Annotated in this window: 19 protein-coding genes and 3 pseudogenes; 4 read left to right on the forward strand and 18 right to left on the reverse strand. The window is 40.2% G+C overall.

Features of this window, described 5'->3' with window-relative positions; translation table 11 throughout:
* Positions 1-23: 23 nt before the first annotated feature.
* A complete protein-coding gene (locus ICI50_RS09550; protein ID WP_013854843.1) occupies positions 24-815 on the reverse strand; it encodes a DUF4931 domain-containing protein in 792 nt (263 codons plus the stop codon).
* Between the two features lie 150 nt (positions 816-965).
* Here ICI50_RS09550 and ICI50_RS09555 point away from each other — a divergent pair, with 150 nt between their 5' ends.
* Complete coding sequence (locus ICI50_RS09555) at positions 966-2174, forward strand: L,D-transpeptidase family protein (RefSeq protein WP_056940971.1); 1209 nt, start codon at positions 966-968, stop codon at positions 2172-2174.
* A gap of 89 nt (positions 2175-2263) precedes the next feature.
* Positions 2264-2461, forward strand: coding sequence for a hypothetical protein (locus ICI50_RS09560; RefSeq protein ID WP_054640318.1), 198 nt, complete (start codon positions 2264-2266; stop codon positions 2459-2461).
* 35 nt (positions 2462-2496) lie between these two features.
* Here ICI50_RS09560 and ICI50_RS09565 read toward each other — a convergent pair whose 3' ends face one another.
* From ICI50_RS09565 to ICI50_RS09580, 4 genes and pseudogenes are all read right to left on the reverse strand, one after another.
* Positions 2497-3195, reverse strand: a complete 699-nt coding sequence (locus ICI50_RS09565; RefSeq protein ID WP_025084239.1) for a LiaF domain-containing protein — start codon at positions 3193-3195, stop codon at positions 2497-2499.
* A 2-nt stretch (positions 3196-3197) separates the two neighbouring features.
* Positions 3198-3640, reverse strand: a pseudogene (locus ICI50_RS09570) (LytTR family DNA-binding domain-containing protein).
* Between the two features lie 133 nt (positions 3641-3773).
* A pseudogene (locus tag ICI50_RS09575) lies at positions 3774-5269 on the reverse strand (peptide MFS transporter).
* Between the two features lie 111 nt (positions 5270-5380).
* Positions 5381-7912 (reverse strand): M1 family metallopeptidase, encoded by a 2532-nt coding sequence (locus tag ICI50_RS09580; RefSeq protein WP_054640319.1) that lies wholly within the window; start codon positions 7910-7912, stop codon positions 5381-5383.
* A 208-nt stretch (positions 7913-8120) separates the two neighbouring features.
* Between ICI50_RS09580 and ICI50_RS09585 the strand changes: the two genes are divergently transcribed.
* The gene (locus ICI50_RS09585; RefSeq protein ID WP_056940969.1) at positions 8121-8474 is read left to right on the forward strand and encodes an aggregation-promoting factor C-terminal-like domain-containing protein; all 354 of its coding nucleotides are present in this window, start codon (positions 8121-8123) and stop codon (positions 8472-8474) included.
* A gap of 66 nt (positions 8475-8540) precedes the next feature.
* Here ICI50_RS09585 and ICI50_RS09590 read toward each other — a convergent pair whose 3' ends face one another.
* Entirely contained in the window at positions 8541-9518 is a 978-nt protein-coding gene (locus ICI50_RS09590) for a hypothetical protein (RefSeq protein WP_013854849.1), read from the reverse strand.
* A 145-nt stretch (positions 9519-9663) separates the two neighbouring features.
* On the opposite strand from ICI50_RS09590, the gene ICI50_RS09595 reads away from it, so the two are divergent.
* The gene (locus tag ICI50_RS09595) at positions 9664-10908 is read left to right on the forward strand and encodes an MFS transporter (protein ID WP_188891615.1); all 1245 of its coding nucleotides are present in this window, start codon (positions 9664-9666) and stop codon (positions 10906-10908) included.
* A gap of 106 nt (positions 10909-11014) precedes the next feature.
* Here ICI50_RS09595 and ICI50_RS09600 read toward each other — a convergent pair.
* The 12 genes and pseudogenes from ICI50_RS09600 to ICI50_RS09655 all read right to left on the reverse strand — a co-directional run bounded on the left by ICI50_RS09600 (position 11015) and on the right by ICI50_RS09655 (position 26533).
* Positions 11015-12263 (reverse strand): annotated as a pseudogene (locus tag ICI50_RS09600) (IS4 family transposase).
* Between the two features lie 156 nt (positions 12264-12419).
* Complete coding sequence (locus tag ICI50_RS09605; protein ID WP_188891617.1) at positions 12420-13304, reverse strand: helix-turn-helix domain-containing protein; 885 nt, start codon at positions 13302-13304, stop codon at positions 12420-12422.
* A 39-nt stretch (positions 13305-13343) separates the two neighbouring features.
* Positions 13344-13847, reverse strand: coding sequence for an O-acetyl-ADP-ribose deacetylase (locus ICI50_RS09610; protein ID WP_188891619.1), 504 nt, complete (start codon positions 13845-13847; stop codon positions 13344-13346).
* Between the two features lie 163 nt (positions 13848-14010).
* Positions 14011-14868, reverse strand: coding sequence for a sugar ABC transporter permease (locus tag ICI50_RS09615; RefSeq protein WP_013854852.1), 858 nt, complete (start codon positions 14866-14868; stop codon positions 14011-14013).
* A 3-nt stretch (positions 14869-14871) separates the two neighbouring features.
* Positions 14872-16230, reverse strand: coding sequence for a carbohydrate ABC transporter permease (locus ICI50_RS09620; RefSeq protein WP_056940968.1), 1359 nt, complete (start codon positions 16228-16230; stop codon positions 14872-14874).
* Positions 16231-16307: 77 nt separating this feature from the next.
* Positions 16308-17534, reverse strand: coding sequence for an extracellular solute-binding protein (locus tag ICI50_RS09625; RefSeq protein WP_054640322.1), 1227 nt, complete (start codon positions 17532-17534; stop codon positions 16308-16310).
* Between the two features lie 84 nt (positions 17535-17618).
* Positions 17619-18725: an ABC transporter ATP-binding protein gene (locus ICI50_RS09630; RefSeq protein WP_188891621.1), complete on the reverse strand. Its 1107-nt coding sequence runs from the start codon at positions 18723-18725 to the stop codon at positions 17619-17621.
* Positions 18726-18747: 22 nt separating this feature from the next.
* Positions 18748-19410, reverse strand: coding sequence for a beta-phosphoglucomutase (pgmB, locus tag ICI50_RS09635; protein ID WP_013854856.1), 663 nt, complete (start codon positions 19408-19410; stop codon positions 18748-18750).
* Positions 19403-21667 carry a glycoside hydrolase family 65 protein gene (locus ICI50_RS09640; RefSeq protein WP_054640323.1) on the reverse strand — a complete coding sequence of 755 codons (2265 nt, stop codon included), beginning with the start codon at positions 21665-21667 and terminating at the stop codon, positions 19403-19405. Before ICI50_RS09640 ends, pgmB begins: the two co-directional genes overlap by 8 nt.
* Positions 21668-21853: 186 nt before the next feature.
* Positions 21854-23575: a glycoside hydrolase family 13 protein gene (locus ICI50_RS09645; RefSeq protein WP_188891623.1), complete on the reverse strand. Its 1722-nt coding sequence runs from the start codon at positions 23573-23575 to the stop codon at positions 21854-21856.
* A 3-nt stretch (positions 23576-23578) separates the two neighbouring features.
* Positions 23579-25237, reverse strand: coding sequence for an alpha-glucosidase (locus ICI50_RS09650; protein ID WP_056940966.1), 1659 nt, complete (start codon positions 25235-25237; stop codon positions 23579-23581).
* 117 nt (positions 25238-25354) lie between these two features.
* A complete protein-coding gene (locus ICI50_RS09655; protein ID WP_056940965.1) occupies positions 25355-26533 on the reverse strand; it encodes an acetate/propionate family kinase in 1179 nt (392 codons plus the stop codon).
* Positions 26534-26584: the final 51 nt, after the last annotated feature.

Consider the following 26584-nt stretch of genomic DNA (forward strand, 5'->3'; position numbering starts at 1 on the left):
CTCATTTGAGAATGCCTTTTTATTTATATCTTCGATCCCTGATCAAAGAACTCTCTAAAGCGATGTGCTTCCTTATCTAAGGTAATCTCATCATTTACCTGAGACAGCTTATACCCTACAAAATAAGGCGGTGCCTCAAATCTAGTCACATATTTAGCACAGATGCCGCCATCATTCCGTGGATAGAAGAATAGATTATACGAGTCACATCTGCCATTGTACATAATATTAAGCATGTACTTAGCACCACTCTGAATCCAATCTGCCCATAAGTCGATACTCTGGCGATCCAGCAAGTTCATATTCAATTCGGTATAACCCTGGACGGGATGCTCGCCCACATTGACCTCTACCCCATCTTTTTCAAACAGTGTTTCACCTTCAAAATTATTAGGGTGAATATACTTATACCCATCTTCATGTTCTAATCCCACAATCTGCATGTGAGGATGAATTAATGAACCACCTGAATGTGGGCCATAATTCTTATACCAAACAACAGATTCATATTGATCATTATGGTTCATTTTTTCAAAACAATCTAAACTGAAGCGCATCAATTCACGGTTGTGCTCTTGTGTGCAAGTACTAATGTCGCCGTGATGATCATGCGACTCAATTAGAACCGTCTGCAGAGTATCACGCAACGTAGGAAACTTATTATGTAGCCAGATCATCTCGCCTTGTTTGACATAAATGTCGGTTAAACTTGCCACGTCACAAAAAGGACAAACTTTTTTCTTTTTATCCTTATGATAAGATTGGGGCTTGCCCTTAGCAGCACTTAATTGAAAAACTAACGGATCATTAGTCATAATATTTGCCTCTAAAATATAAAATAAATATTGTTATACATAGCAATAATAATGTAGAATAATTACGTAACTTTACTATAATAAAAATAGTTGCTATACTGTGTCAAAGCAAACGCTTATTCGAAAAATGAAGAGATGGGTAATTAACAAATGCAATCTAGAAAAGACCTTAGAAAACATAATAGCCGCAATAATCTCTACTTAGTAATTATCGGTGTAATTATCATAATTGCAATTATTGGCGGTGCATTCTTTTATAATCAAAAAATCGCTAATGAAAAACGTCAACGTAGCTTTGCGACTACGCACTTCAACCCGAATGTATCAATCTATGGGGTGAAGGTCGGCAAGCTAACGGTGAAAAAAGCAACTGACAAGATTAATGAAAAAGCTGATAACGTCATCTTCTTAAGAAATAAAAAGATTGTTTCAGAACGGGATGCCAACACGCAAACCATTGACCAACAGACGGTTCAGAGTTATTTTGACAAGCAACATACAGATTTGCCTAATAGTCAAAAATATACCTACAAGTCTAGTCAATTGACTGAAGCTAAGAAGAATCTAACGAAGATGCAAAAAGTTGCAGTTACTTACAATATCGACGGTAAGAGCTACACCCTAAAGGCTGCTGACCTAATTGGCGAGGTTACTTATAAGGATGGCAAGTACAAGTTCACCGACGTTAAGGCACTTAATACCAAGCTGAAGCAAATCGATGATGAGGTCAAAACTCTAAAGAAGAGCTACAAATTCACTGTCCCTGTCGGCAACAAGGTTAAGGGTAAGACAATTACTGTCAAAAATGAAAGCTACGGCTGGGGCGTTTACGTCAAGAAGGCTCGAGCAGCAATAGAAAAAGCCTTTATTAACGGTGAAACAACCGTTGACGGCAGTAAGTATGTCTACGGCGATGGTTACAGTACTTATGCTCATGGCTATGGTAAGAGCAACAACGGTATTGGTAACAACTATGTTGTTGTCTCAATTAAACACCAAGAATTATGGGTTGTGCGCAAAGGCAAAGTTGCCGTTCACCTCAACGATGTCGTTACTGGTACTTTAGAAGGCGGCAAGGGCAACCAAACTCCTAAGGGTGTCTGGTACATCATGTACAAGCAATCACCAAGCGTATTACGCGGCTTCAATGATGATGGTTCTAAGTATGCTTCAAAGGTACAGTATTGGATGCCATTCACTTTAAGTGGCTGTGGTTTACACGATGCTAGCTGGCGTAACGACTGGAGCAAGACTGCTTACCTAACTGGCGGCTCACACGGTTGCGTTAACATTCGTCCTGCCGAAATTAGAAGCGTCTGGAACAACGTCCTTACGAATGAAGCTGTAATTGTTTATTAAAAACTAAGATAATGCTATTCGAATTTGAATAGCATTATTTTTTTGCGTAAAATTAAGCTAAAAAGATATAGACTTTTGAAAGGATTATTATGATATTCATCGGAATCATCTGCCTCGCTGTAGCGGCAATCTCATATTTTAGATATTTAAGCATGAAAAATAATAACAATCAGCAAGATAAAGAGACTAACGCCAATGAAGCAAAATGGCAACGTTCTTTAGCAATTATCTTCTTAATCTTAGGTATTATCTTGGTTATGTACGCCATTTACTTACGTAAATTCTAAAAAAGCGCGCGGGAATTACTCTCGCGCGTTTATTTCTAAACATAATTAATTTCAACATCGCCCATATTAGCCTTGCCCTGCAAAACTAAAGTAGGACCGCCGCCATTGCTCTCGCCTTTGATTGTGACATCGCCTAAAGTTGTCCGCAGGTGATTCTCAACTCGCCAAGATAGTGGCACAAAGAGCGTTACATCCCCCATTGAGGCATTCAGATTCACGTCGACGCGATTGCCAGCGGCCTTGGCATCATCTAGATACACATTGATGTCACCCATCGAAGCATTAATTTGAATCGATTCTAGATGTTGCGAGTGCACATAACGCGACGTATCGCCCATACGATGATCAATTACGATATTATTGCCATTTTCCTCAACCGTAGTGTCACCAATCTCTTTATTAACGCTTATTTTGGGCCGAAAGCTATGAGTAAAAAGCAGACTCAAACCAATTGCAATTAATAGGGCAATAAACAAAATCTTCATTGGTGATAGCATTTTTTCAATATGCAGATCCTTAGAAAAAGTAATTACTAAAAAGGCTAACGAAAATACAGTTAAGTAAATGCTACGATCAATTAATCCCTTAATCACCAGCGCTAAGAAAATTATACCTAGAATAATAGTCATGAAGCCTAAACGGAAACTAAGCAAATTTAATTGGTTCACTACCAGTAAAACAGCCGCCGCAATAAAACCTACTCCTAATAAAATTCTGCTAAAACTCTTTTTCATCATTAAAACCTTCTTTCATTCAAGCGATTACGTAAATCTTTATAATAACGACGTGAAGCATAGACTGTCTTATAAGAATCATGAAATTGAATCTTACAATTAGAGATCGACCGCGTTAGGCCATAAATCTGATCTAAATTAATAATTGCTGATTTGGAGATACGCATGAACCCTGCGCCCAAGATATTTTCAAGCTCGTATAATTTATATTTTACCAGATAAGCGTGCCTCTTAGTATGTGCCATGACTTGGTTTCAAAAAAGAGAATATCACTCAAGCGCAGATAGTAAGACATATCATCACGTATTCCTTCAATTTGATCCGCGTGCTGATCTTGTGCCTGCAATTTTTGATAAAGCTGTTTTATTTCCGGGGAAATATCCTTGGCTCTAATTACGATCTCCGCTTCCGGTGCATCTGGATCTATTTCAAGTTTGACTTTCATGCTTCTCACCTCAAATCTGATAATTTTATTAAAAGATATATTCATTTAAATTACTAGTCTTTTGGCTTAAGCGGTAACTTTTTAGTTCCAAGCGGTAAAAAAAGCCCTACTTTCGTAGACTCTGATTGAATTTCTAATGAACGCCTTCCATCAGCGTATTAATTTTCTTAACTAACGCGAACATAATAATGCCAAAGACAGCACTGACTAAACCGATTGCCAAGAAGTATTGTATACTTCTGTACCACTTGAATAAAACTTAACGATTTGTGCGTTGATTGCCTGACCCGTTGCGTCAGCCATGAACCACATACTCATCATCTGTGAACGGAATGCATTCGGTGCTAATTTAGTCGTAATTGACAAACCAATTGGTGAAATCAGCATCTCGGCAATTTCTACAATAAACCAAGATCCAACAAACCAAAATGGACTAACGCGACCGCTAGTGCCAAAGAGCATCCCTGGTAAAGCCATCCACATGTAAGACAAGCCGGCAAAGATCAGTCCTGCCGCAAACTTGCCTGGTGCTGTTGGCTGCTTTTTCCAATGTTCCCATAACCAGACAAAAACCGGCGTTAAGATCATAATAAACAATGGATTAAGTGATTGGAAATTAGCTGCCGCAAAGTGCCAACCACCAATATGCAGCACCGTTCTTTGTTCCGCAAATAAAGCCAAAACAACAGAACCCGATTCTTCAATACCCCAGAAAATAGCTGCCGCGAAGAACAACGGAATATAAGCCTTAACCCGTGAGCGTTCCATCTTAGTAACCTTAGGGCTGCGCAGCATCATAACGAAATAGTAGATTGGCAGTGCAATTGCTAGAATCGTTAGCAAGGTAATAATGTTATTAACATTCAATTGACCTACACCAGCCATTGCAGCTAATACTATGCCAATTGCCACGATAATAATTACTACCCACTTAATTACATTAAGCAAATCGCCTTTATCAATTGGATCATTCGGCGTCAAACTATCAGTTGAAAGATATTTCTTACCGCCTAACACATACTGAACCAAGCCTAGGAACATCCCCACTGCAGCTAATGAAAAGCCAGCGTGGAAGTTCATTTCATTGCCGAACAAATTAAAGCCGAAACCTTGAGCAGCCCATGGCACGAGTAGCGGTGCCAAAAACGAACCGATATTAATACCAAAAACAAAAATACTAAAGCCGGCATCTCGACGACGGTCTTCAACTGAATAAAGGCCTCCAACCATTGAGGAAACATTAGGCTTGAGTAGTCCCGTACCCACAACGATTAACGCGATTGAGCTATATAACGCCGCTACGCCTGCTGGCAAAGCTAAGACGATATGACCTAACATGATCAAAACACCGCCATAGAAAACGGTCTTTCTTGAACCCCATACTCGATCAGAAAGCCAACCACCCACTAGGGTAGATAAATAAACCAGCGAGCCATAAATCGACATGATTGACGCAGCAGTAGTCTGGTCCATCCCCAGACCACCCTTGGTAACTGCATAATACATGTAGAAAAGTAAAATAGCACGCATACCGTAATAACTGAAACGCTCCCACATTTCAGTAAAGAATAAAGTAGACAAACCCTTTGGTTGTCCAAAAAATGCTGTATTTGAATCTCGTTTACCCAAAGAAAAACTCCCTTCTTATCTAAGGTAAGCAATAAAAATAATTATACCACGAAAAATAAGGATCCTCTTTTTACAGTTGGATCCTTATCTTCTAAATATTATTTTTTCTAATTAAAGTGCCTTAGCAACGGCAGCATTAACTGCATCTTTTTCGGCTTCGATCAAGTCAACCTTGCTTTCGATGACCTTAACATCCATCTTAATTTCACGGCTAAGAAGTGGAACGTTTACCTTTGGTTCAAAGAATTCCTTGAATTCCTTCAATCTTGCTGGAGTGTGGAAGACGCCGGTTGTAACGGTGATAAACGTAGCAAATTCCATGTCACCGCCAACAGTCTTATCAAGCCAGTCCCAGTCGTCTCTGATCCAGTCCCAAGCAGCTTGTTGACCATGATGGTTAGCCAGTAACCCGCGGTACCAACCACGCAAGTCTTGTGGCTTAATTACATCGGCATTTTCGAAATTATTAATAATTTCCTTAACTTCAGCCGGGTCAATCGTGCTGGTAATCGCACCACGCAAGTCTGCCTTGTAAGATGCATCAGCAGTTCTTTGATATTCTTTGATCAACTTAGCAACTAAGTCGTGACTACCATAGTTCTTTACTTCATTACGCAAAACATATGGACGAACATCTGCATTCATGCCTTCCAAGTTGTTTTCATTTTCAGTAAAGACTTCGTGAGCCGTCTTAATTGAATCAGCGTTTTCTGCATAAAGGCTAGCGGCTAATTCGTATGGACGGATTTGAATATCTTCATCGCTTTCGCCTGGCTTTACTGTCCAGCCTAAGCGAGCAACTTGATCCTTGGACAAAAGACCATAGAGTTTCTTCAAGTTCTTTTCGGCAGCTGATTCAGGTTCAACGAATTGACGAAGCTTAGCGGCAGTTGTGTACAATGCATTGATTACCAAACTTGACTTAGAGTCAGCGAATTTGGTAAGAAGAGGTACGATTGATGCGTAAGAAATTTGCTTGCCTTCTGCCAAAAGACGCAAGTCTTGCAATAATTGCAATTTAGCAATTGGATCAAGCTCATCAACATCAGACAAGATATCATCGAGCAAGGTCTTGTCGTACTTAACAATAAAGTGAGAATTGTTGCCCACATTGATTCTTAATGGGTGGCCTGCTTCTTCACGAATTACCTTATAGTTGCCTAAGTCGATTTCCTTGTCGGACATAATCTTAGGTGCATCGAAGTTAGCGTTCAATGGAATTTGCCATTGTCTACCCTTATCTTCGCCTTCACCGATGAAGAATTGCTTTTGCGTAAGCTTCAAGTGACCATCTTCATCAACAAAAGCGTTAACTACTGGATAGCCAGGTTGCTTGAGCCATGAGTGCATGATCTTGCCGATATCCAAATCAGTAGCAGTAGAAAGTGCATCCCACAAATCATCACCAGTAGCATTGCCAAACTTATGATGATCGAAGTAGTACTTTAAGCCTTTACGCAATGCGTCATCGCCAAGAAGTGAGCGAACCATGACCAACATTCTTGAACCCTTAGCGTAAACAATCGCGCTATCAAAGACTGAGTCAATATCTGCAGGGTCGTTGATTTCCATTTGAATTGGTTGAACGCCATCAGTAGCATCACGGCTCAAAGCTGCAGGAGCTTCGCTCGTTTGAAACATTTCCCAAATATGCCAGTCAGGTTCCAAGCCATCAACTGATAAGTATTCCATCATGTTGGCAAAACTTTCGTTTAACCATAAGTTGTCCCACCACTTCATGGTTACCAAGTCACCGAACCATTGGTGAGCCAATTCGTGGGTAATAACAGTGGCAACCAGCTTCTTCATTTCCAAGCTAGTGTTGTCTGGGTCAAGCAATAAGTATGCTTCACGGTAAGTTACCAAGCCCCAGTTTTCCATGGCACCAGCAGAGAAGTCTGGCAAGGTCAATTGCAATGATTGTGGAAGTGGGTACTTAGTTTGGTAGAATTCTTCGTAAAATTCGATTGCCCGTTTAGCAATATCCAAAGCAAAGTCTAATTCCTTAGCCTTATGAGCCTTGGTTGCGTAAACACCAATTAAAACGCCATCCTTAGTATGAGTAGTCTTGGATTGCAAATCACCAAAGGCAAATGCGACCAAGTAACTAGACATGCGGACAGTTTCTTCAAAATGGTGGTAGCCATCCTGGTCCACTTCAGTTTCAGGCATGTTGGCAAGAGCAACTTCGCCATCTTGTTCGTCCCACTTAAGTGCAAGTGAGAAAGTAGCCTTAGCTTCTGGTTCATCGATTGATGGGAATGCTTGACGAGCAAAAGTAGTCTCAAATTGCGTACCGATAATTTGCTTCTTAACGCCATCAACTTCGTAATATGAAGGATAAATACCCATCATTGTATCGGTCAATGGTGCGGTATAAGCAATCTCGATGACCATCTTGCCGGTTTTGCCCGCATCAATCTTAATTGCTTCATCCTTATCATTAAATTCGAAAGGAACTTTTTCACCATCGACTGTAACATTCTTGATGTCCATAAACTTTTGGTTAACCATTACTGGATTTTCAATTGCTTCACCAGTAATAGTAGAAGTTCCAGAAATTGTCTTCTTTTCACGGTTTACTTCGATTCGAAGATCATAGTGTTCTGGATGAAAAGTTTCATAAAAACGTTTAACTGCCATTTCATACCTCCTAAATTAGTACATTTCATTTAAATTTTACCAAAATTGGGCGGAAAACACTTAAAAAAGGCTAAATATTCTCGATTGTAAGAGTGACGTTTTCATTTTGTAACACTGCTGTCACATTAAGCTCGTACTATATAAGCATAGTCATTAAGAAATAAATAAGTTTTTTTAAAACAAGTATTAATAAGGATGAATAAAATAAATGAGTAAAAACGTTAAATCTACTTTTGTTAAAATTTTAGCTGCTTTAGCACTTGCCTTTGCCTGTGTAACAGTTGTACAAGCTTTCAGCAGCAACTCAACCCAAACTGTACAAGCCGCGAAGCTTTCTAAGAAAGAAAGAGCAGCTAAAAGATGGATTGCAATGCGCGAATCAGGTGGTAACTACACTGCTAGAAACGGTTCATGTTACGGTAAATACCAATTATCAATCGGTTACTTGCACGGCAACTTATCACCTAAGAACCAAGAACGTACTGCCGACAGATATGTTTACAGCCGTTACGGTTCATGGGTTAACGCTAAGAGATTTTGGTTAGCACATAACTGGTATTAATTCATTCTTAATTCCCAAAAAATATAAGAAAACAGCCTAGTTCAATTAGAGCTAAGCTGTTTTTGTTTATGCAAAATTATCTTGTTTAATATAGCGATAGATGGCAATGATTAATACTAGAATTGAACAAGCCATGCCCACATAGGCCATCGTTCCAATACGCACGGCATTATTGGCAGCTTCTCGAGCCATCTGATTCTCCATCGCGTAGCCAACTACCCATTTTCTCATCAAAAGGGGTGTCAGAATAAAACTTACGGTTGTGATCAGTGAAGTAACTAAAGTCGCATTTCTTGAATAAGGCTCTCTAAAGAATTGGGCCAAAACGCAAAAAGCTGGAGCAAGCATTAACAACATAATCCAAATAATAATCCAGCGACCAGAATTACTATTCATCATCTGTGCACTATTGGTGGCATAGCGATATGAACTCCATAATTGCCCACCAGTCACCGTATTCAGCAAGTTTAAAAAGTACGAGCCACGTTGACCATAGATGCCACCACTATTAGACAAGGCACCTTGAATGATCTGGAAGCTATCTGTTGACCCAGCTGATGAGAAGTCTACGGTAACTACCTGCTTCATATAGGTAGCTAAAAACATTACAACGGAACCACCAAGCTCTAATGCTCGCAACATGCTTAATTTTCTTGATGCCTTCAGGTGAAATTCTAAACTTAACACCTGATGTGGGTGATGACTGTGACCAATAATGAAAATACCAGCAATCACCACTAGCAATAAGATGAGTAAGGCCCACCATAATTTAATCATGGCTAAGAATAGGGCTAAAACGATAATTGCCACTGAAACATAAGGTCGATCCGAAAAGATAGTCCAGAAGTTCAGCTTTACCTGATGATAATCTTCTCTTGAAGTATCCAGTTTGGTATTAAGTGGTGCAGGATTGCTAATCTTTTTATTTCTAAAAGCCTCGCGACTATTAGCTTGATTCCTGGAATAATTAACCCGCGCTTGATCAGCACTGGTTTGATTATGTTCCTTCTTCATGCGATATTCACGCCGTGACATGTGTGCCATAATACAACTTCTCCCTTCAAGCCATTATCGTAGCACATTATTTACAATATAGTATTAGTCGCAGCCAGAATTGAAGAAAATTTTAGCATTTGAAGCATATGTTACAATAAGCATTATTAACCAATTTTTTGAAAGAGATGACTTTTTGACTGCAAAAATACGCAATTTACCAGCTGGCTGGCATAAAGCATTTTACACCCTTTGTCTAGGATGTTTTATTACTGGAATGGGCTATTCAATGACCATGCCCTTTATTTCATTATTTATTTCTGATTTAGGTAATTATTCTAAGTTACAAATCAACCTATATTCAGGATTGGCCTTTGCCATGACTTTTATTGCCCAGGCAATAGTTTCGCCTTATTGGGGTAATTTAGCCGACCGTAAAGGTCGAAAGTTAATGTGCATGCGGGCTTCTGGGGTAATGGCTTTGACGATTACCTTAACTGGTTTTGCTCCTAACGCAATTTATATCGTTATTATGCGTTTTATTCAGGGTGCTTTTTCTGGCTACATTAACAACGCAACTGCACTGATGGCTAGTGAAACGCCGCATGAACGTAGCGGCTGGGTGATGAGTCAAATGATGACTGCTGGTACTGCCGGCAACTTAGTTGGCCCACTTCTTGGTGGTGCCTTATCTAGTTTCTTTGGCAACATGTTCGGCGGTGCCTGGGGTTATCGGATTCCTTTCTTCATCACCGGTGTGCTCATGTTCATCGTCTTTTTAGGAACGACCTTCTTGGTTCACGAAGACTTTACTCCTATTTCTCGTGAAAAGATGAAGCCGATGGGCGAGATCATGCGAAGTCTGCCTAGTGTTAAATTGATTATCGTAATGTTCATTACTACAATGTTGGTCCAATCTTCAACGATGTCAATTGACCCTATCGTATCATTATATGTAAAATCGATGATGCCACACGGCAGCAATGTCGCCTTTGTAGCAGGTATCGTTGCCGCAACGCCGGGACTGGGCACATTAATCGCGGCATCCCGAATTGGCCATAAGATGGATGAAATTGGGCCGTTACGCGTTTTGCGTGTAGGTTTAGTCATCGGCTTCATTTTATTTGCACCAATGGCTTTAACTAATAATCCGTGGATGCTTGCCTTCTTACGTTTCTTATTAGGTATTGCTAGTGCGGGAATGTTGCCTGCAGCTCAAACTGTTTTAACTTTGAATACTCCTAAAGAAAGTTTTGGTCGAATTTTTAGTTATAATCAGTCTTTCCAAGCAGTAGGTGCAGTACTTGGATCATTAATGGGTTCTGCCATTTCGGGTTTTTCAAACTATGCGACTGTTTTCTGGGTAACCGGATTTACTTTATTATTGAACTTTATTTTAATTTTGATCTTCGCATGGGGTATTTCTTATCGAGATAAATAAGTAATCGCTTTCACTAGTTTTACTTTTAATCCATAACTGAAACTTGAAAGCACTAAAACTAGCCGGATCCATATTGGATCTGGCTTTTTGTCTCTTAAATTAGTTTTTAAGCTGTCCGCAGCTGCTGCTTTTGCATGAAAACCGGCAATAACTTAATAAAGTTGTCTAATATTTGTTCCACTGTGGCGGAGATCTCTGCTTTTACTTCTTTAAGAGCGGTAAGCAGGTACTCTTCAAAGGCTAAATCAGGCAGCGCTTCATTCATTAAATAGAATAAATCGCCTAAGGTTCGATCATCGATACTCTGTCTTTCTTGCCAAGCCAACAGATCATAAGTTAGAGCTGTCACGGCAATGTAGCCGCATTGCCCGTCATAGCTTTGAATCTGTGATTTGTTTAAGGCTAAGTATTGCTTAGCTGCTTTAAAATAAGTTTCGATCTGCCATCTGCGGCCATAGAGCTGAATGATTTCCTGTGGATGCAGCTTGTATTGCGTAGTTGCCAGTACTAAATATTTTCCTTTACTGCCGCGTTTTGGCGGCAGCCAAACGTTCATACAGGCCTTTGACATCATAAAGGCGGCCGCGGTAACGATAATAAACTTTCTTGGTCTGCTTAAGCATGCCTACGCTGTCTAACCCTAATTGTTTCAGCTGCCAGAACATTTTAGGTGAAGAGAACCAGCTGTCGAATAAGACGTATTCAGCCGGTATGCCCAGCGCGACAGCCTGCTTAAGCAGCTCCACCGTGACAGCGTTCATTGGTCTTTGAGCCTGGGTTCTTCTACGACCGGCAATTGAGCGCTGATCAGTAGTAACAGGCTGATTGCCAATCATATTCTCTTTTTTCTTAGTTGACATCAAAGCAAAATTAACCGGCAAGAAGGTATTGCCATCGCTCCAGCCAACAGTTAGACCACGATAGCCGGTTAAAAATTCATGCTTGTCATGATCATAGACTTTAGCCAATAATTCGGTCTTCTTAGAACAAGAACGAGCCATTAGCGTGTCATCAACGATTAAAGCCAATCTTCTACGTCGATCAATTACCGGTTTCAAAACAGAAATCAGTTTGACAGCAGCCAAACAGACCAGCTTCTGCCAGTTGATGCGGCCATCATTAAGCACATTTCTGCCAGTTTTAGCAGTAAAATTCTTGGCGCGCTGACAGCGATAAAGCGACTTTCGCGCAAATCTAGCCTTGATCATCCAGGTAATAACCATTAACAGGCTAACCAGGGAATGTCGTTTGAAGTTTACCTTTTTACTCAAATCACCTAGACCAATTAACTTAGTAAATGAAGAAATTAAAGATTTAGTGTCCTTTTCTTGGTTAAATTGCGTTATACTTTTCATTGCGTAGGATCTCCTTTACTTTGGATTTGACACTTAAAGTATAACGTGGAGAAATCCTGCGTTTTTATTTTTACGCAAAAAAGACTAGAAACCATGCGGAAAGAGCGTGATTTCTAGCTTTCAAGTTTCAGTAATCTAACTAAAAAGGTCATGAACTTACTGCTCATGACCTTTTTGAATACTATTTTTAAATATTTGACACCATTTATTAGCTTCATCATTATACCCTAGCAAACATAGTATGTCAGTCAACTTTTCCATTGTAGTAACTGGTCGACTGTCATTTTGCAAATAGGCTACTACTTCTTGTAGAAATAATATCTGCATTTTCAAATATAATAAATCTACAGGAATTTTAAAGCTGCTCGTTTTTTCTAAAAGAGCTGCAGCTATCTTTGCATCCCTTTGCAATAAAATAATCACAGCATTAAGTACGGCTTTAACAGATTCTGAGATCTGTGTCAGATTATCTTGCGGTATCTCTTTTAAACCGTTAAGAATCTGAACGCTTATTTTAAATATCTCACTACTATTCAATAATGTAATACAATTGCCAAATGCCCTAATATAGTATTTATTCCAGACATTCACATGCTGAAAAATATGATCTAATCGAGTTCGCTCTTTATCACTCAAAATGTTCTTTCCAGTGATATCTTCATAACAACTACATATTGTCATCGCTAAAAATAAATCTAGTTCTTTATTAGACGACTGATAACATCGTATCTGTCGTTGAGCCAACTCTTCTAAACGAACAGCGTTATCTTCTGAATAAGCTTTTTGCACTTGTTCCAATAATGCTCTGATCGCTGCATTATCTTTTCTACTATATTGTGCAATACTAATGAATTCGTCTAGATAAATATTTAACCGTTGCAAGAGACTCACTACGTTACCAAAATACATTTCTCCTTTACCATTCTCCCATATAGATAGTGTGGCTGGAGAAATTATTCCTCTTGCAACTTGAGTTAATGACAATCCCCTTTTTTCACGTATATTTTTAAATATAGCCCCGTAATTATCTACTGTTTCCACTTTTATCACCAACCAGGGTTTAATTGATTTTAATAAATCCTACGCTACCATCTTCTCATACAAGCGATACATCTGATTATCGTAGGCACACAACGCAATAGTCATCTTATAATCAGGATTTTCCTTTTGCCACTTTTGAATAGTATCAACTGCAACTTTAGTTGCACTTTCTGCAGGATAGCCATACACACCAGTAGAAATAGCTGAGAAAATCACACTATGAAGTCCCTTTTCTTTAGCCAAAACAAGTGAGTTGTAATAGCAAGATGCAAGCATATGCGCATCACTTGAGTCGCCCGAATATACTGGACCTACTGTATGAATTACATATTTTGCTGGCAACTTATAGCCACGCGTTATCCTTGCTTCTCCTGTTGGGCAGCCATGTAAAGTCATACATTCCTCTTGCAAGTGCGGACCTGCTGCCGCATGAATCGCACCGTCAACGCCACCGCCACCAAGAAGAGAATTGTTAGCAGCATTAACGATGGCATCTGCCTTCATTTTAGTAATATCGCCTTGAATAATTTTCATTTTTGTCATTTTCATGTCCTTGAAAAACCCTTTTTTCGTTTCTTTTTCAGCTTCATTCTAACACGAAAACGGTTACGCAAGGAGCAAAAACATAATGATTAATTTTGGGTACAAAAAACGCCTTGCCCTTTCGAGCAAAGCGTTTTTTAGCATAAGCAATTTTATATTTACCTTAACCCTTATCTGCACCAGCAGTAATTCCGTTAACGTAGAACTTCTGCATGAAGACGAACAAGATCGTAATAGGAATCGCGATGATTACACACCCTGCAACGAATTGTGCGAAGTATGCAGTCGCGTTACCCTTAGCCGTGTGAACCATGTTGTATAGTCCATAGGCAACCGTGTAGGTCTTGGCGTTTCCTGAGGTTGAAAGAATAATACCTGAGAAAATGAAGTCTGTCCATGGAGCAATGAATGCAGTCAAAGCAGTGTAAACGATCATTGGCTTTGAAAGTGGCAAACCAATGTGTAAGAATACTTGCCACTTAGTAGCACCGTCGATTTCAGCAGCTTCGTCGATTGATCTAGGAATCGTATCAAAGAAACCTTTAGCAACGTAGAAGCCTAAGCCGGCACCACCTACATAAACTAGGAACAACCCAAAGAGGTTTAACATATTAAGTCCCTTTAAGATGTAGTACAAAGCAATCATTGACATGAAGCCTGGGAACATCCCTAAGACCAAAGCAATTTGCAAGAATGGTTTTCTAAATGCGAAGCGGAGTCGTGACAAAACATACGCAACTGAAATAGTTAAGAAAGTTGAAACAATCATTGAAGCGATTGAGACAATTAAAGTATTAATGATCCAGTTGCCAAATGGGTATTGTGGATTAGTGAAAATCCCAATATAGTTTTGCAACGTGAATTGTTCTGGCCAGAAGGTCGAAACAAACCCCGTATCATTGTATGAAAAACTTGCTAAGACGATCCACACAATTGGCAGTATCCAGAGAATTGCTAATAGAATTAGCAGGATATACCGAAAGATTAATGAGAGCCGTCTTTGATTTGAATAAGACTTCATGTGTTAGCCCTCCTTGAAAGCATTGGTGTGTCTGTACGCAATCAGCGAAACAACCGCACTAATAATAAAGATTAAGATACCTAGAACAGCTGATGCGTTATAACGTTGCTCTTGCCCGAAGGTCAAGTTATATAGCCACGTTACCAGCAAGTCAGTCGACCCGGCGCCGTTATAATTACTGTTCATTGGTGCCCCACCGGTCAGCAAGAAGATAACGTTGAAGTTATTAATGTTACCAATGAATTGTTGGATCAATGAAGGAGCCATTACAAATAGGATTTGTGGGAAAGTAATTGAACGGAAGATTTGTGCTGCATTAGCACCGTCAATTTTGGCAGCTTCAATTTGATCTTGCGGCAAATTTTGAATAATCGCGGTTGAAACCAACATGGAGACTGGAATACCGATCCACATGTTAACGATAATAACGGTAATTCTGGCAACTAATGGGGAAGCTTGGTTGTCAATAAAGTGAATTGGCGAACTGATCCAGTGCAGATTCATCAAGATGTTGTTCAAGGCACCCTGATAGTCTAAGAATTGAGCCATCATCAACAGTGATACGAATTGTGGGACAACCCAAACAATTACGAAGACCGTTCTCCAAAATGCCTTATGTTTGATGCCTTTTGATTCAATCAGCATTGCAAGCAGGACACCGAAGAAGAATGTAGTTGCAGTCGCAGCTACAGCCCAGATCAAGGTCCAGCCTAAGACTGGGAAGAAAGTACCAGCTAAGTCACCACTTAAAACATTCCCGAAGGCTTTAAAGCCAGTCCAAGAGAATGCGATCGGGTGTTGACGATCATAGTTGGTAAATGCCATTGAGATCATGAAGACCGTTGGCAAAATCGTGAAGAACAAGATTCCAAGTAATGGGATAACCATCAAGGTTGCGTGCAAACGCGTATCAAACAAGCTCTTGATTTCTTCCATATTGGTTGGAATGTGTTCACCGTCACGCTTTAAGATGTAGTTGTGTCTGGTTGATCTTAAGTTAACAATGTAAAGATAAATCATTGCAATACATAAGATAATTGCCAGTACCCCAAACAGCAGAATCAAAACAGAGTTTGAAGGCTGCTTGGTGATATAAACGCCTTGTGCAGCATCATAGACAACTTTTTTGCTTTTAATAGAACCTATTGTAGCTAATACGCCTAAAGTTGAAATACCGCTGAAGATGAACCAAACAAGGAAAACAACTTCCGAGAGTAAAAGTGCTAACCCTTTTACCCATTGCTTATTGGCCAAGGCGTTACTACCCATAATCAAGAATGATAACTTAGTAGCAATATCGCCTTTGGACCATACTTCGCTATATTTTGCTTTAGGAGCTACATGTTTTTTCTTTAGAAACATAACTTCTCCCCTTCTTAGGCAAAAAGGTTGGGATTAACGGCCAACCTTTGCTTATGCTTTAAGAAATATTATTTTAATTATTTCTTAGAAATATCTTTTTGCAACTTAGCAAGCTTTGCCTTGTATTGTGAAGGCTTAATCTTGCCGTCGTAAGTACCACTGATAAGTGGAGCTGATTCGTTCCAGAATGTTGCCATTTGTGGAAGCTTAGGTTGTAATACTGAGTTACCTGGTTTAGCCATTTCAATTACAGCTTCAGCCACTGGGTCATTCTTAACAGCGCTTGAGTTTACAGCAGTCTTAAGTACTGGGATTTGACCAGCTTCCTTGTGAGCGATTAATTGTGCCTTCTTGTTAGTAATGTAAGCAGCTAAATCTGAAGCAGCCTTAGCGTTCTTGGTGTGTGAGTTAACTGCGAAACCTTCGATACCAAGGAATGCTTGCATTTGAACAGTCTTGCCGCCAACTTCAATCTTAGGATACTTAGCAACACCGAAGTTCTTGCCCAAGATCTTCTTAATGTTAGCAGCGTTCCATGGACCATCAAGGATAGCTTGTGCGTTACCCTTCTTCAATTGGTTCAAAGCGTTTGAAGTTTGCATTACGCCCTTGTTCTTCTTTTGAGCTGCGTACCACTTCAAAGCATTAACACCGTTTTGTGAATCGAAGGTTGAACCCTTAAGGTCTTCACCGCTAGCACCATAAAGCTTTGTACCTGCTGAGAACATTACTGGCCACATTACGTATGCGTTAGTAAAGTCAGTAGCTACAACACCCTTAGAAGTTAAAGTCTTCCAGTCCTTAACATCATTTGCGGACAACTTAGACTTGTTGTAGTAAATGGTTTGTGCTTGTTGTGCGTATGGGAATGCGTAAATCTTGTTCTTCCAAGTTACACCTTCTGAAGCAACCTTAATGTAGTTAGCCTTAATATCCTTAGTTGCTTCTGGTGAAAGTGGGTTAATGTAACCAGCTTCAGCCATTTGACCTAATTGGTCGTTAGGAACTTCAAATACATCGGCAGCCTTTGATGGGTCCTTACCAACATCAGTCTTAGCGTTAGCTGAACCGTTAGGACTTTGAACAACACGAACCTTGATATTCTTGTTCTTCTTAGTAAAGTCCTTAGCAATTTGCTTGTAGTAAGGAACTTGCTCAGTATCAACCCAAAGAGTTAAGTTAGCTTTCTTGCTTGAGCTATTACTACTACTTGATGAGTTGCTTGAACCGTTTGAACAAGCTGCTAATGACATAGCTGCGAGTACTGCAGCACTACCTAAAGCCATTTTCTTCCAAATCTTCATGACTTTTCCTCCTAAAAATCAAAACAATAAACAATTCTTAACAACAGTAGCCTTTGCTACATATGGTTGTAAGCTTTAATAAAATTAGTTAACGATCGTCTTGGTGCTGTCTTTGTCAAAGAAGTGAGCCTTGTTAACATCGAAGCCCATCTTGACCTTGTCACCAGGCTTATGATAATCACGTGAATTTACGATTGCAGTAAATTCAGTACCATCAACTTCTTGGTGAAGCTGAATGGTTGCACCCAGAAGCTCTGAAACAACAACCTTAGATTCAATGACTGAATCTGGCCAAGTTTCCATAAATGCTTCTTCTGAGTGAATATCTTCTGGACGAATACCGAAGACTAAATCCTTATCGTTGTAGCCCTTTTCGTCAAGCATCTTAGCCTTGCCTTCAGGGATACCGATATTCAGACCCTTGCCGTCTGAAATTCGTCCGTCCTTATAGTGAACATTGAATAAGTTCATTTGAGGGGAACCAATGAATCCGGCAACGAACATGTTCACTGGCTTGTTGTAGACCTCAAGTGGCGAACCGATTTGCTCTACTCGGCCAACAGACATAACGACAACTCTGTCAGCCAAAGTCATTGCTTCAGTCTGGTCGTGGGTAACATAAATAGTAGTGGTACCCAAGTCCTGGTGCAATTTAGCAATTTCGGTACGCATTGTTACACGCAGCTTAGCATCAAGGTTTGACAAAGGTTCGTCCATTAAGAAGATAGGTGCCTCACGTACAATCGCACGTCCTAAGGCAACACGCTGACGCTGACCACCGGACAAAGCACCTGGCTTTTTATCCAAGTACTCTTCTAGGCCTAACATCTTAGCAGCCTTCTTAACCTTGCCGTCAATTACGTCCTTAGGCGTATGGCGAAGCTTCAAGCCGAAAGCCACGTTGTCATAGATCGTCATGTGTGGATACAAAGCGTAGTTCTGGAAAACCATCGCAATGTGTCTATCCTTTGGCGCAACATCGTTCATAACCTTATGATCGATTTTCAAAGTACCCTTGCTGATATCCTCTAGACCAGCCACCATTCTCAAAGTCGTTGACTTACCACAACCTGATGGACCAACGAATACGATAAATTCCTTGTCCTTAATGTGTAAATCAAAATCATTTACAGAATACTTATCGTTGCCTGCGTATTTCTTGTAAATATGGTTTAAATCAACCTCAACCATTGTTTCCCCTACTCTCTAACTTTTATTTTTCTTCAAAAACTTTTTCAATCTCACTCAGCTTCAAATCCGCTGTAGTTGGAACGATATAGTCTGCTTCATGCAAAAGATCCTTATCACCAATGCCAACTGCAAATTGACCAGCAGCCTTGATTGACTCGACCCCAGCCTTGGCATCTTCAAAACTGATTACTTCATCAGCTTTAAGCCCGGCAATTTCTTGCGCCTTTTCATAAATCTCAGGATCCGGCTTGCCGCGATGCAAAGTTGCAGGATCAACAATGCCATCGAACTCATCCATAATGCCTAATCTAGTTAAAATCTTAGGGGCATTCTTGGAAGCTGAAGCAATCACCATCTTTAAGTTTTGCTTTTTAGCATCTGCTAAAAGTTCTGGAATGCCTGGCAAAATATCCTTAGGCGTCATCGTTTCAACTTGTTCAACGAACTTAGCGTTCTTTTCCGCCGCAAACTTTTCTTTTTCTGCTTCAGAATATTTATCTTCTTGGCCACCGTACTTCAAGATTAATTCCAGTGAATCCATTCTTGAAATCCCACGTAAGCTATCAAGTTGAGCGTCAGTTAAAGTGATGCCCAATTCTTTAGCTAAATTATTCCAAGCAGTCAGGTGAAACTTAGCCGAATTGGTTAAAACACCATCTAAATCGAATAATAATCCTTTAAGCATTTTGCGTTTCACCTTCTTTAAGAGTAAGTTTCTTGTCTTTAACTAAGACATCTAAATCATCACCCTTAAGCAAGGTGATCTTAGTGTCTTGGTGATCTACATAAACTTCAATTAAACGACCACGGTAGTTAATCTTGAAGCTGTAATGATCCCAAGCATCTGGCACGAATGGATTGAACTTCAATTGATTATGGTCATAACGCATCCCTGCGAAACCTTGAACAATTGCCAGCCATGAACCGCTCATTGAAGTGATGTGCAAGCCGTCAACCGTATCATTGTTGTAGTTATCAAGATCAAGTCGAGCCGTTCTTTCATAAAGCTCAACAGCCTTCTTTTGCTTGCCTAACTCAGCAGCCAAGATCGAGTGGATACATGGTGAAAGTGAACTTTCATGAACTGTCAATGGTTCGTAGAAGTCGAAGTTCTTTTCTTTTTGTTCCTTAGTGTATTGATCATTCAAGAAGTAAATGCCTTGCAAAACATCAGCTTGCTTGATGAATGGTGAGCGCAAGATCTTATCCCATGACCAGTGCTGATTAATTGGACGTTGATCTTCAATTTCGCTAACCGGACGGATGTCTTTATCAAGAAAGTCATCTTGCTGTAAGAAGATGCCGCGTTCTTTATCTTCTGGTAAGTACATCTTATCAACGATGTCTTGCCATTTAGCTTTTTCTTCTTCAGTAACGTGAACTCTTGCTTGAGCTTCCTTAGTTGCCAGTGGCAAGCGCTTCAAAGTATATTGCAGAAGCCATCTTGCCATTGTATTGGTGAACCAGTTGTTGTTAACGTTATTTTCATATTCGTTAGGACCCGTTACGCCGTGCATGACGTACTTGTTACGCCACTTAGACCAGTGAACTCTAGCTGCCCAGAATCTTGCGGTGCCAACTAAAACGTCCATACCTTCATTCTTAACGTAGCTATCATCACCGGTGTAATCAGTGTACATAGCAATTGCATGAGGAATATCTGCATTTCTGTGAATTTCTTCGAAGGTAATTTCCCATTCGTTGTGGCATTCAATTCCGTTAAAGGTAACCATTGGGAACAAAGCTCCTGGAAGACCTTGCTCTTTAGCATTATGGTAAGCACCTGGCAATTGATCGTGCCGATATTGCAGCAAAGCTCTTGGAACGCTTGGATCAGTTACACATAAGTACATTGGAACAATGTAAGCTTCGGTATCCCAATAAGTAGCACCACCGTACTTTTCTCCAGTAAAGCCTTTAGGACCGACGTTTAATCGTTCATCTTCACCGTAGTAAGTCATGAACAATTGACAAATGTTAAAGCGAATACCTTGTTGAGCGGCATCATCACCGGAAATCTCAACATCTGACTTATCCCAGCGCTTCTTCCAAGCTGCTGTATGGTCAGCTAAGTTATCTGCAAAGCTCTTTGATTGCAGCTTCTTCATTAAGTCCGCTGCAACATCAGCTTGATCTTCATCCTTAACGTCGCGGCTAGTTACTACAATGACGTCTTTTTCAAGTTCATAGCTTTCGCCTTCATTTAAGTCAATTGAAAGCTTTTCGCTTAATTTAGCCTCTTCAGTAGAAACATCGCCTTCTACCGTTTCACCGTTATGACGTAAGCCTTGTTTAAGCAAAACAGTAAATTGAGGAACGTCATATGGATTTTCCTTAGTTTGGACTTGAATGGTTCTTGCATCCTTGTCTTCACCAAGTGGCAACCAGAAGCGTTCGTCGTAATTGCTGTCTTCATTAACAACGGTGCCATCTAACGAGGAATAAAAATCAATCTTGGCATGTCCTTCAAGTACAGTTGCCTTAACCTTGATTAAAGCAGCTTCTTTTTGAATGATATAAAGGAAGCGTTCAAATTCAAATTTAACTTTGACATCTTTTCCTTCATAAATGAAGCTTCTTGAAAGAAGTCCTTGGTGCATGTCTAATGCTAATTCAAAATCATCAAACTTAACTAGGGCTAAATCTAGCTTCTCGCCATTAATTGTAATGCCAATACCGATAAAACTTGGTGCGTTTGGGGTCTTGCCAAAGTACTTTGGATAACCGTTCTTCCACCAGCCTACACGAGTCTTATCTGGGAACCAGACACCTGCAAGGTAAGTTCCTTGCAAATGATCACCAGAGTACCCTTCTTCAAAGTTGCCTCTCATACCCATATAGTCATTACCGATTGCAGTCATGCTTTCCTGCAGCCGTTTATTATTTGGATCGAAGTTATGAGTGATGACCTTCCAAGGGTCAATTTCAAAAATTCGTTTCATTTGTTATCTCCCGCAATATTTGAGGTGCTCTTTTGTTTGCGCTTTCATTATATTTGAATTGAAATTATATTTGAATTGAAAGCGGTTTACAATATTAAAAGTACTGTTAACGGTATCAAGATTTATTGCAAAAAAAGAAGATAGAACTTCATCCATCTTCTCGATCTGGCTTATTATAAGTAACTTTTACTGAACACTGATTACAAAGCCTTTTGGAGCTAATTGATTATTTTCATAATCTTGGCTAAAAGTATCTGCACAACTAATCTCTACTGGTTCGTTCGTAGTGTTAAAGTATGCGTGAATACTCTCTTTTCCTTCACGAATGACCTCAATCAGACCATTTTCTGTTACGCGTAACTGAATCGTCCCTTTGCCAAAGGTTTCGTCATGGTCTAACCGGAATTTAATTAATTGATGCACTCTTTGCCAAACCGGACCATCTTCCTTAGACCAATCCATTGGTTTACGGCAATCAGGATCATTGCCACCAGTCATGCCCATTTCCGTACCATAGTAAATACATGGACTGCCTTTTTGCATAAATTCAAATATCAACGCCTGCAAAGCTAAATCTTGATCACCATTAGCCACCGTTAAAATCCTCGCAGTATCGTGAGAATCCAGCATATTCATCATGGCCGCGTTGGTTGAATCACGATATTTCATTAACTGGTCGGTTAATCGTCTAGTCATTTGCAAAGCGGTTAACTTATGCTTGAAGAAATGATCTTCAATCTGCAAAGTATAAGGATAATTCATGACTCCAGTGAACTCATCGCCATTCAGCCATGGCCGAGCCGAGTGCCAGACTTCGCCGACGATGTAGAAGTCAGGCTTGATATCTGTGACAGCCTTGTGGAATCTCTTCCAGAAATGATGGTCTACCTCATTAGCTACATCCAAGCGCCATGCATCGATATCAAAATATTTTACCCAGTAGGTAGCAATCTCTAATAAGAAGTCTTGCACTTCTGGATTAGCAGTATTCAGTTTAGGCATATGCTTTTCAAAGGCAAAAGTGTCAAATTGCGGATTACCTTCGCCCTTCGCAGGGTTGCGATATGGCTCAACTGGATATTCATTAATATGGAACCAACTAGCAAAGCGCGAACTTGGTCCATTTTTAACCACATCCTGCCATTGCATTGAATGGTCACCTAAGTGATTAAAGACAGCATCCAACATGACTTTCATCCCGCGGGCATGTGCTTCATTAACAACTTTGGCAAACAAGTCTTTGTCACCAAAATCGGGATCCACTTGAAGGTAGTCGATCGTATCGTATTTATGATTAGAATGCGCCTTAAAAATAGGACAGAAATAAATACCGTTGACGCCTAATTTCTTTAAGTAATCTAAATGATCTAATACCCCTTGCAAGTCGCCACCATAAAAGTCCTCGCGACCCGGATGATCACTAGAATTCCAAGGCTTGGTACCCTTAGGATCATTGGATTTATCCCCATTAGCAAAACGTTCTGGGAAGATCTGATACCACACGGTATGCCTTACCCATTCTGGGGTCTTAGCCATATCAATGTCGTGGCAGTACGGCACCTTAAAGTAAGAACCGTCTTCCATCAAGGCCGACTCAACATCACTGCTAATTGCACGATCACCATAAACTACGCTAGTCCCATCTCTACCAATCACCTCAAAAGAATATTTCAAGCGGTGATATGGTGCTGTCAACGTTGCGCCCCAATGATCTTCAACTTGGCCTTCACCAATCTTATCCATCACGATGGTTTGCGCCTCAGTTAATGGCAAGTAATTGTCACAGTAGTGCACAATTACTTTTTCTACATCATTCTTAGCGCTATGGAAGCGAACGCGTACATGAGTAGGATCAATTACAAAACTATCTTCGCTTTCAGTTCGGTGCTTTAAAGCTGCTAATTGCATCTGTTAGTTCTCCTTTTTCAACACAACGCCTGCATAAGGCATCAAAGTTAACTTCCCATCAGTTAACTGATATTCTCCCGCTTTTAATTTTTCCTCGGTATATTTCCCGGGAACTGTAATCACTGTCTTTTGATTGCTCAATGATACGGCTACAATCGCGCTCTCATCGCCTAAGTCACGCTGATAGACATAACTATTTTTATCCGTTGCAATCATATAATAAGTACCATTTTGGAATAGCTTCTCTTTTTTCAAAGTCAGCATCTGCTTATAAAAGCTGTACATGCTGCCAGCAACATTCATCTCACTAGCAACTGTAGCATCGTTTTGACTAATGCCTGTTAACCATGGCGTGCCATCAGTGAAGCCGTGATTCTTCGTATCGTCCCAGCACATCGGACCCCGTGCCGGCAATTTATGATTATCGCTAAGCATTGCCATAGCATCTTTTTTGCTTAAAAATTGCTCCGCATCCTTTAGCCACGGCTTAACCGTTTGATCTTCAAACTGCTCTGCATGCGTAAAATGCAGGTTTTTCATTCCTAATTCTTCACCATAATAGATAATCGGAATACCGCGCTGCAAATACATCAACATCGCTAGACTCTTAGCCTGAGTTTGCGTCTTGGCAACTCGAGTCGCAATTCTAGCCATATCATGGTTATTCCAATACAAAGTTGGCTGCGACACCCCCGCTAAAGTCTGCTGCCAGACAACCTGGTTTTGCTTAAAGGCGGTGAGATCTAAATCCTTAGGTTGATATTGTTCTGAAAAACGTGGATCGATCTTAGACTCATCATCAGTAAAGTAGCGGAACGTGATAACGCTATCCATCAAATGATTACGCCGATTAGTGTAGTCAACGGCCAAATTAACGCTGGCACTAGCGGCTTCACCTAATAACAATGCATCTGGATAGTCCTGCTTGATTTGCTCGCAAAACGGCCGCATCCATTCTTGAACTTGGGGCAAATTAGCAAAAAATGGTTCCGCGATTACTGGCTGATCATCGTCAGTTTTAGTAGGATAATTTTGCCTTAAATCTGCCTTGCCAATATGAATAAAAGCATCTAGCCGTAAGCCATCAATGCCTTTTTTGAGCCAATATTCCGCTACTTCTAGCATGGCGTGGCGAACCTCTGGATTTTTCCAATTCAAGTCAGGCATGCGCTTGTCAAACAAGTGGAAATATGATTGCCCCGTTCCTGCTGGATCAGGATCCCAAACGCTACCGCCAAAGAAGCTGCCCCAGTTGTTTGGCCGCTTGCCATCATGTCCAGCAAAGATGTAGTAGTCACGGTAAATGCTATTAGGATTCTTGATTGCATCTTGAAACCAAGGATGTTGATCAGAAGTATGGTTTAAAACAAAATCCATGATGAGATGAATTCCTGCTTGATGCAGGTCCTTAATTAAGTTTTCCATATCTTCCATCGTTCCCATATGTGGATCAATGGCGAAGTAATTTGAAACATCATAGCCATTATCTACTTGAGGGGAAACGAAGACTGGGTTTAGCCAAACCGCATTGACGCCTAGATTTTGCAAATAGGGAATACGCTGGCGAATCCCATTAAGATCACCGATGCCATCACCGTTGCTATCTTGAAAAGACTTAGGATAAATTTGATAAATAATTGCATGATCGTACCAATGTGCCATAATTTTTTCCTCCATCCATAGTTTAGTTGAATAAAGAAACCGGTTTCAATACAATCTTGCCTGTTAGCGGTATCAAAAAAAGCATCCCCTTTAGGGATGCCTTTAAAAATAATCTTTTTATCGCGTTAAACGAATAACTTCACGTGCAATTATCAGCTCTTCATTCGTTGGCACAATCAAGGCTTTCACCTTAGAACGTGGTTTAGAAATAAACTTTTCACCATCAGTTCGGTTAGCCTTAAAGTCAGGATCAAGACCTAAGAATCTCAATGAAGCCATAATTCCCGCACGAATGCCAGGATCATGTTCGCCAACTCCAGCCGTGAAGACGATTCCATCAACACCATCCATCTCGGCCGCATAGGCACCAACATACCGAACGACTCGGTTAATAAAGATCCGGCGGGCCAACTTAGCGGACTTCTTCTTGCTTTCAATCAAGTCACGCATATCAGATGAAACGCCAGAGATGCCTAGTAATCCAGAATCATGGTTTAGCATATCGACAACTTCGTCAATTGACATGCCAGTTTTCTTCATCAGACGCTGAACAGCTGACGGATCAAAGTCTCCGCTACGAGTACCCATCGTTACCCCAGTTAATGGACTGAAGCCCATTGAAGTATCAAATGACTTGCCATGCTTAACTGCTGTAATTGAGGCACCAGAGCCTAAGTGACAAACGATTAGACGAACAATGTTAGGGTTTTTGCCCATCATTCTAGCAGCACGTGGAGCAACATAATCAATTGAGATGCCATGTGCACCGTACTTACGAATGCCATAATCCTTGTAATACTTATAAGGAATTGAATATAGATAATGAACTGGATCAAGGCTAGTATGATAAGAAGTATCAAAAACCGCTACTTGAGGCACATTAGGGATGGTTTCCTTAAATGCCTTAATTCCCATTGCTTCAGGAATATTATGCAGTGGTGCCAATTCACCTAGATCAAAAATTTGCTGCAGCTTTTGATCATCAATTATGGCAGAATCCTTGAAGATTTCACCACCATTAACTACCCGATGGCCAACACCAGCAATTTCTTTTAAATCTTTAACCACATTAAACTTTTGCAAGTCTTCCATTAACAGTTTCACTGCAGCTGCTTGATCGGGAATCGACGTATTCTTAATGTATTCCTTGCCATTGCTCAACTTAATTTTGAAAACGGCATTATCCAATCCCACACGATCAGCCATTCCCGATGCGATTACCTTTTCATCTGGGAATGAGAAGAGTTTGTATTTAAAAGATGAACTACCTGAATTGATTGCTAAAACTTTTTTCATATTTTTGACCTCTATTCACAATTCATTATCTATAATTTATCTCTGATTTAA

Origin of the sequence: Lactobacillus kefiranofaciens (assembly GCF_014656585.1) — a bacterium.
GTDB lineage: Bacteria > Bacillota > Bacilli > Lactobacillales > Lactobacillaceae > Lactobacillus > Lactobacillus kefiranofaciens.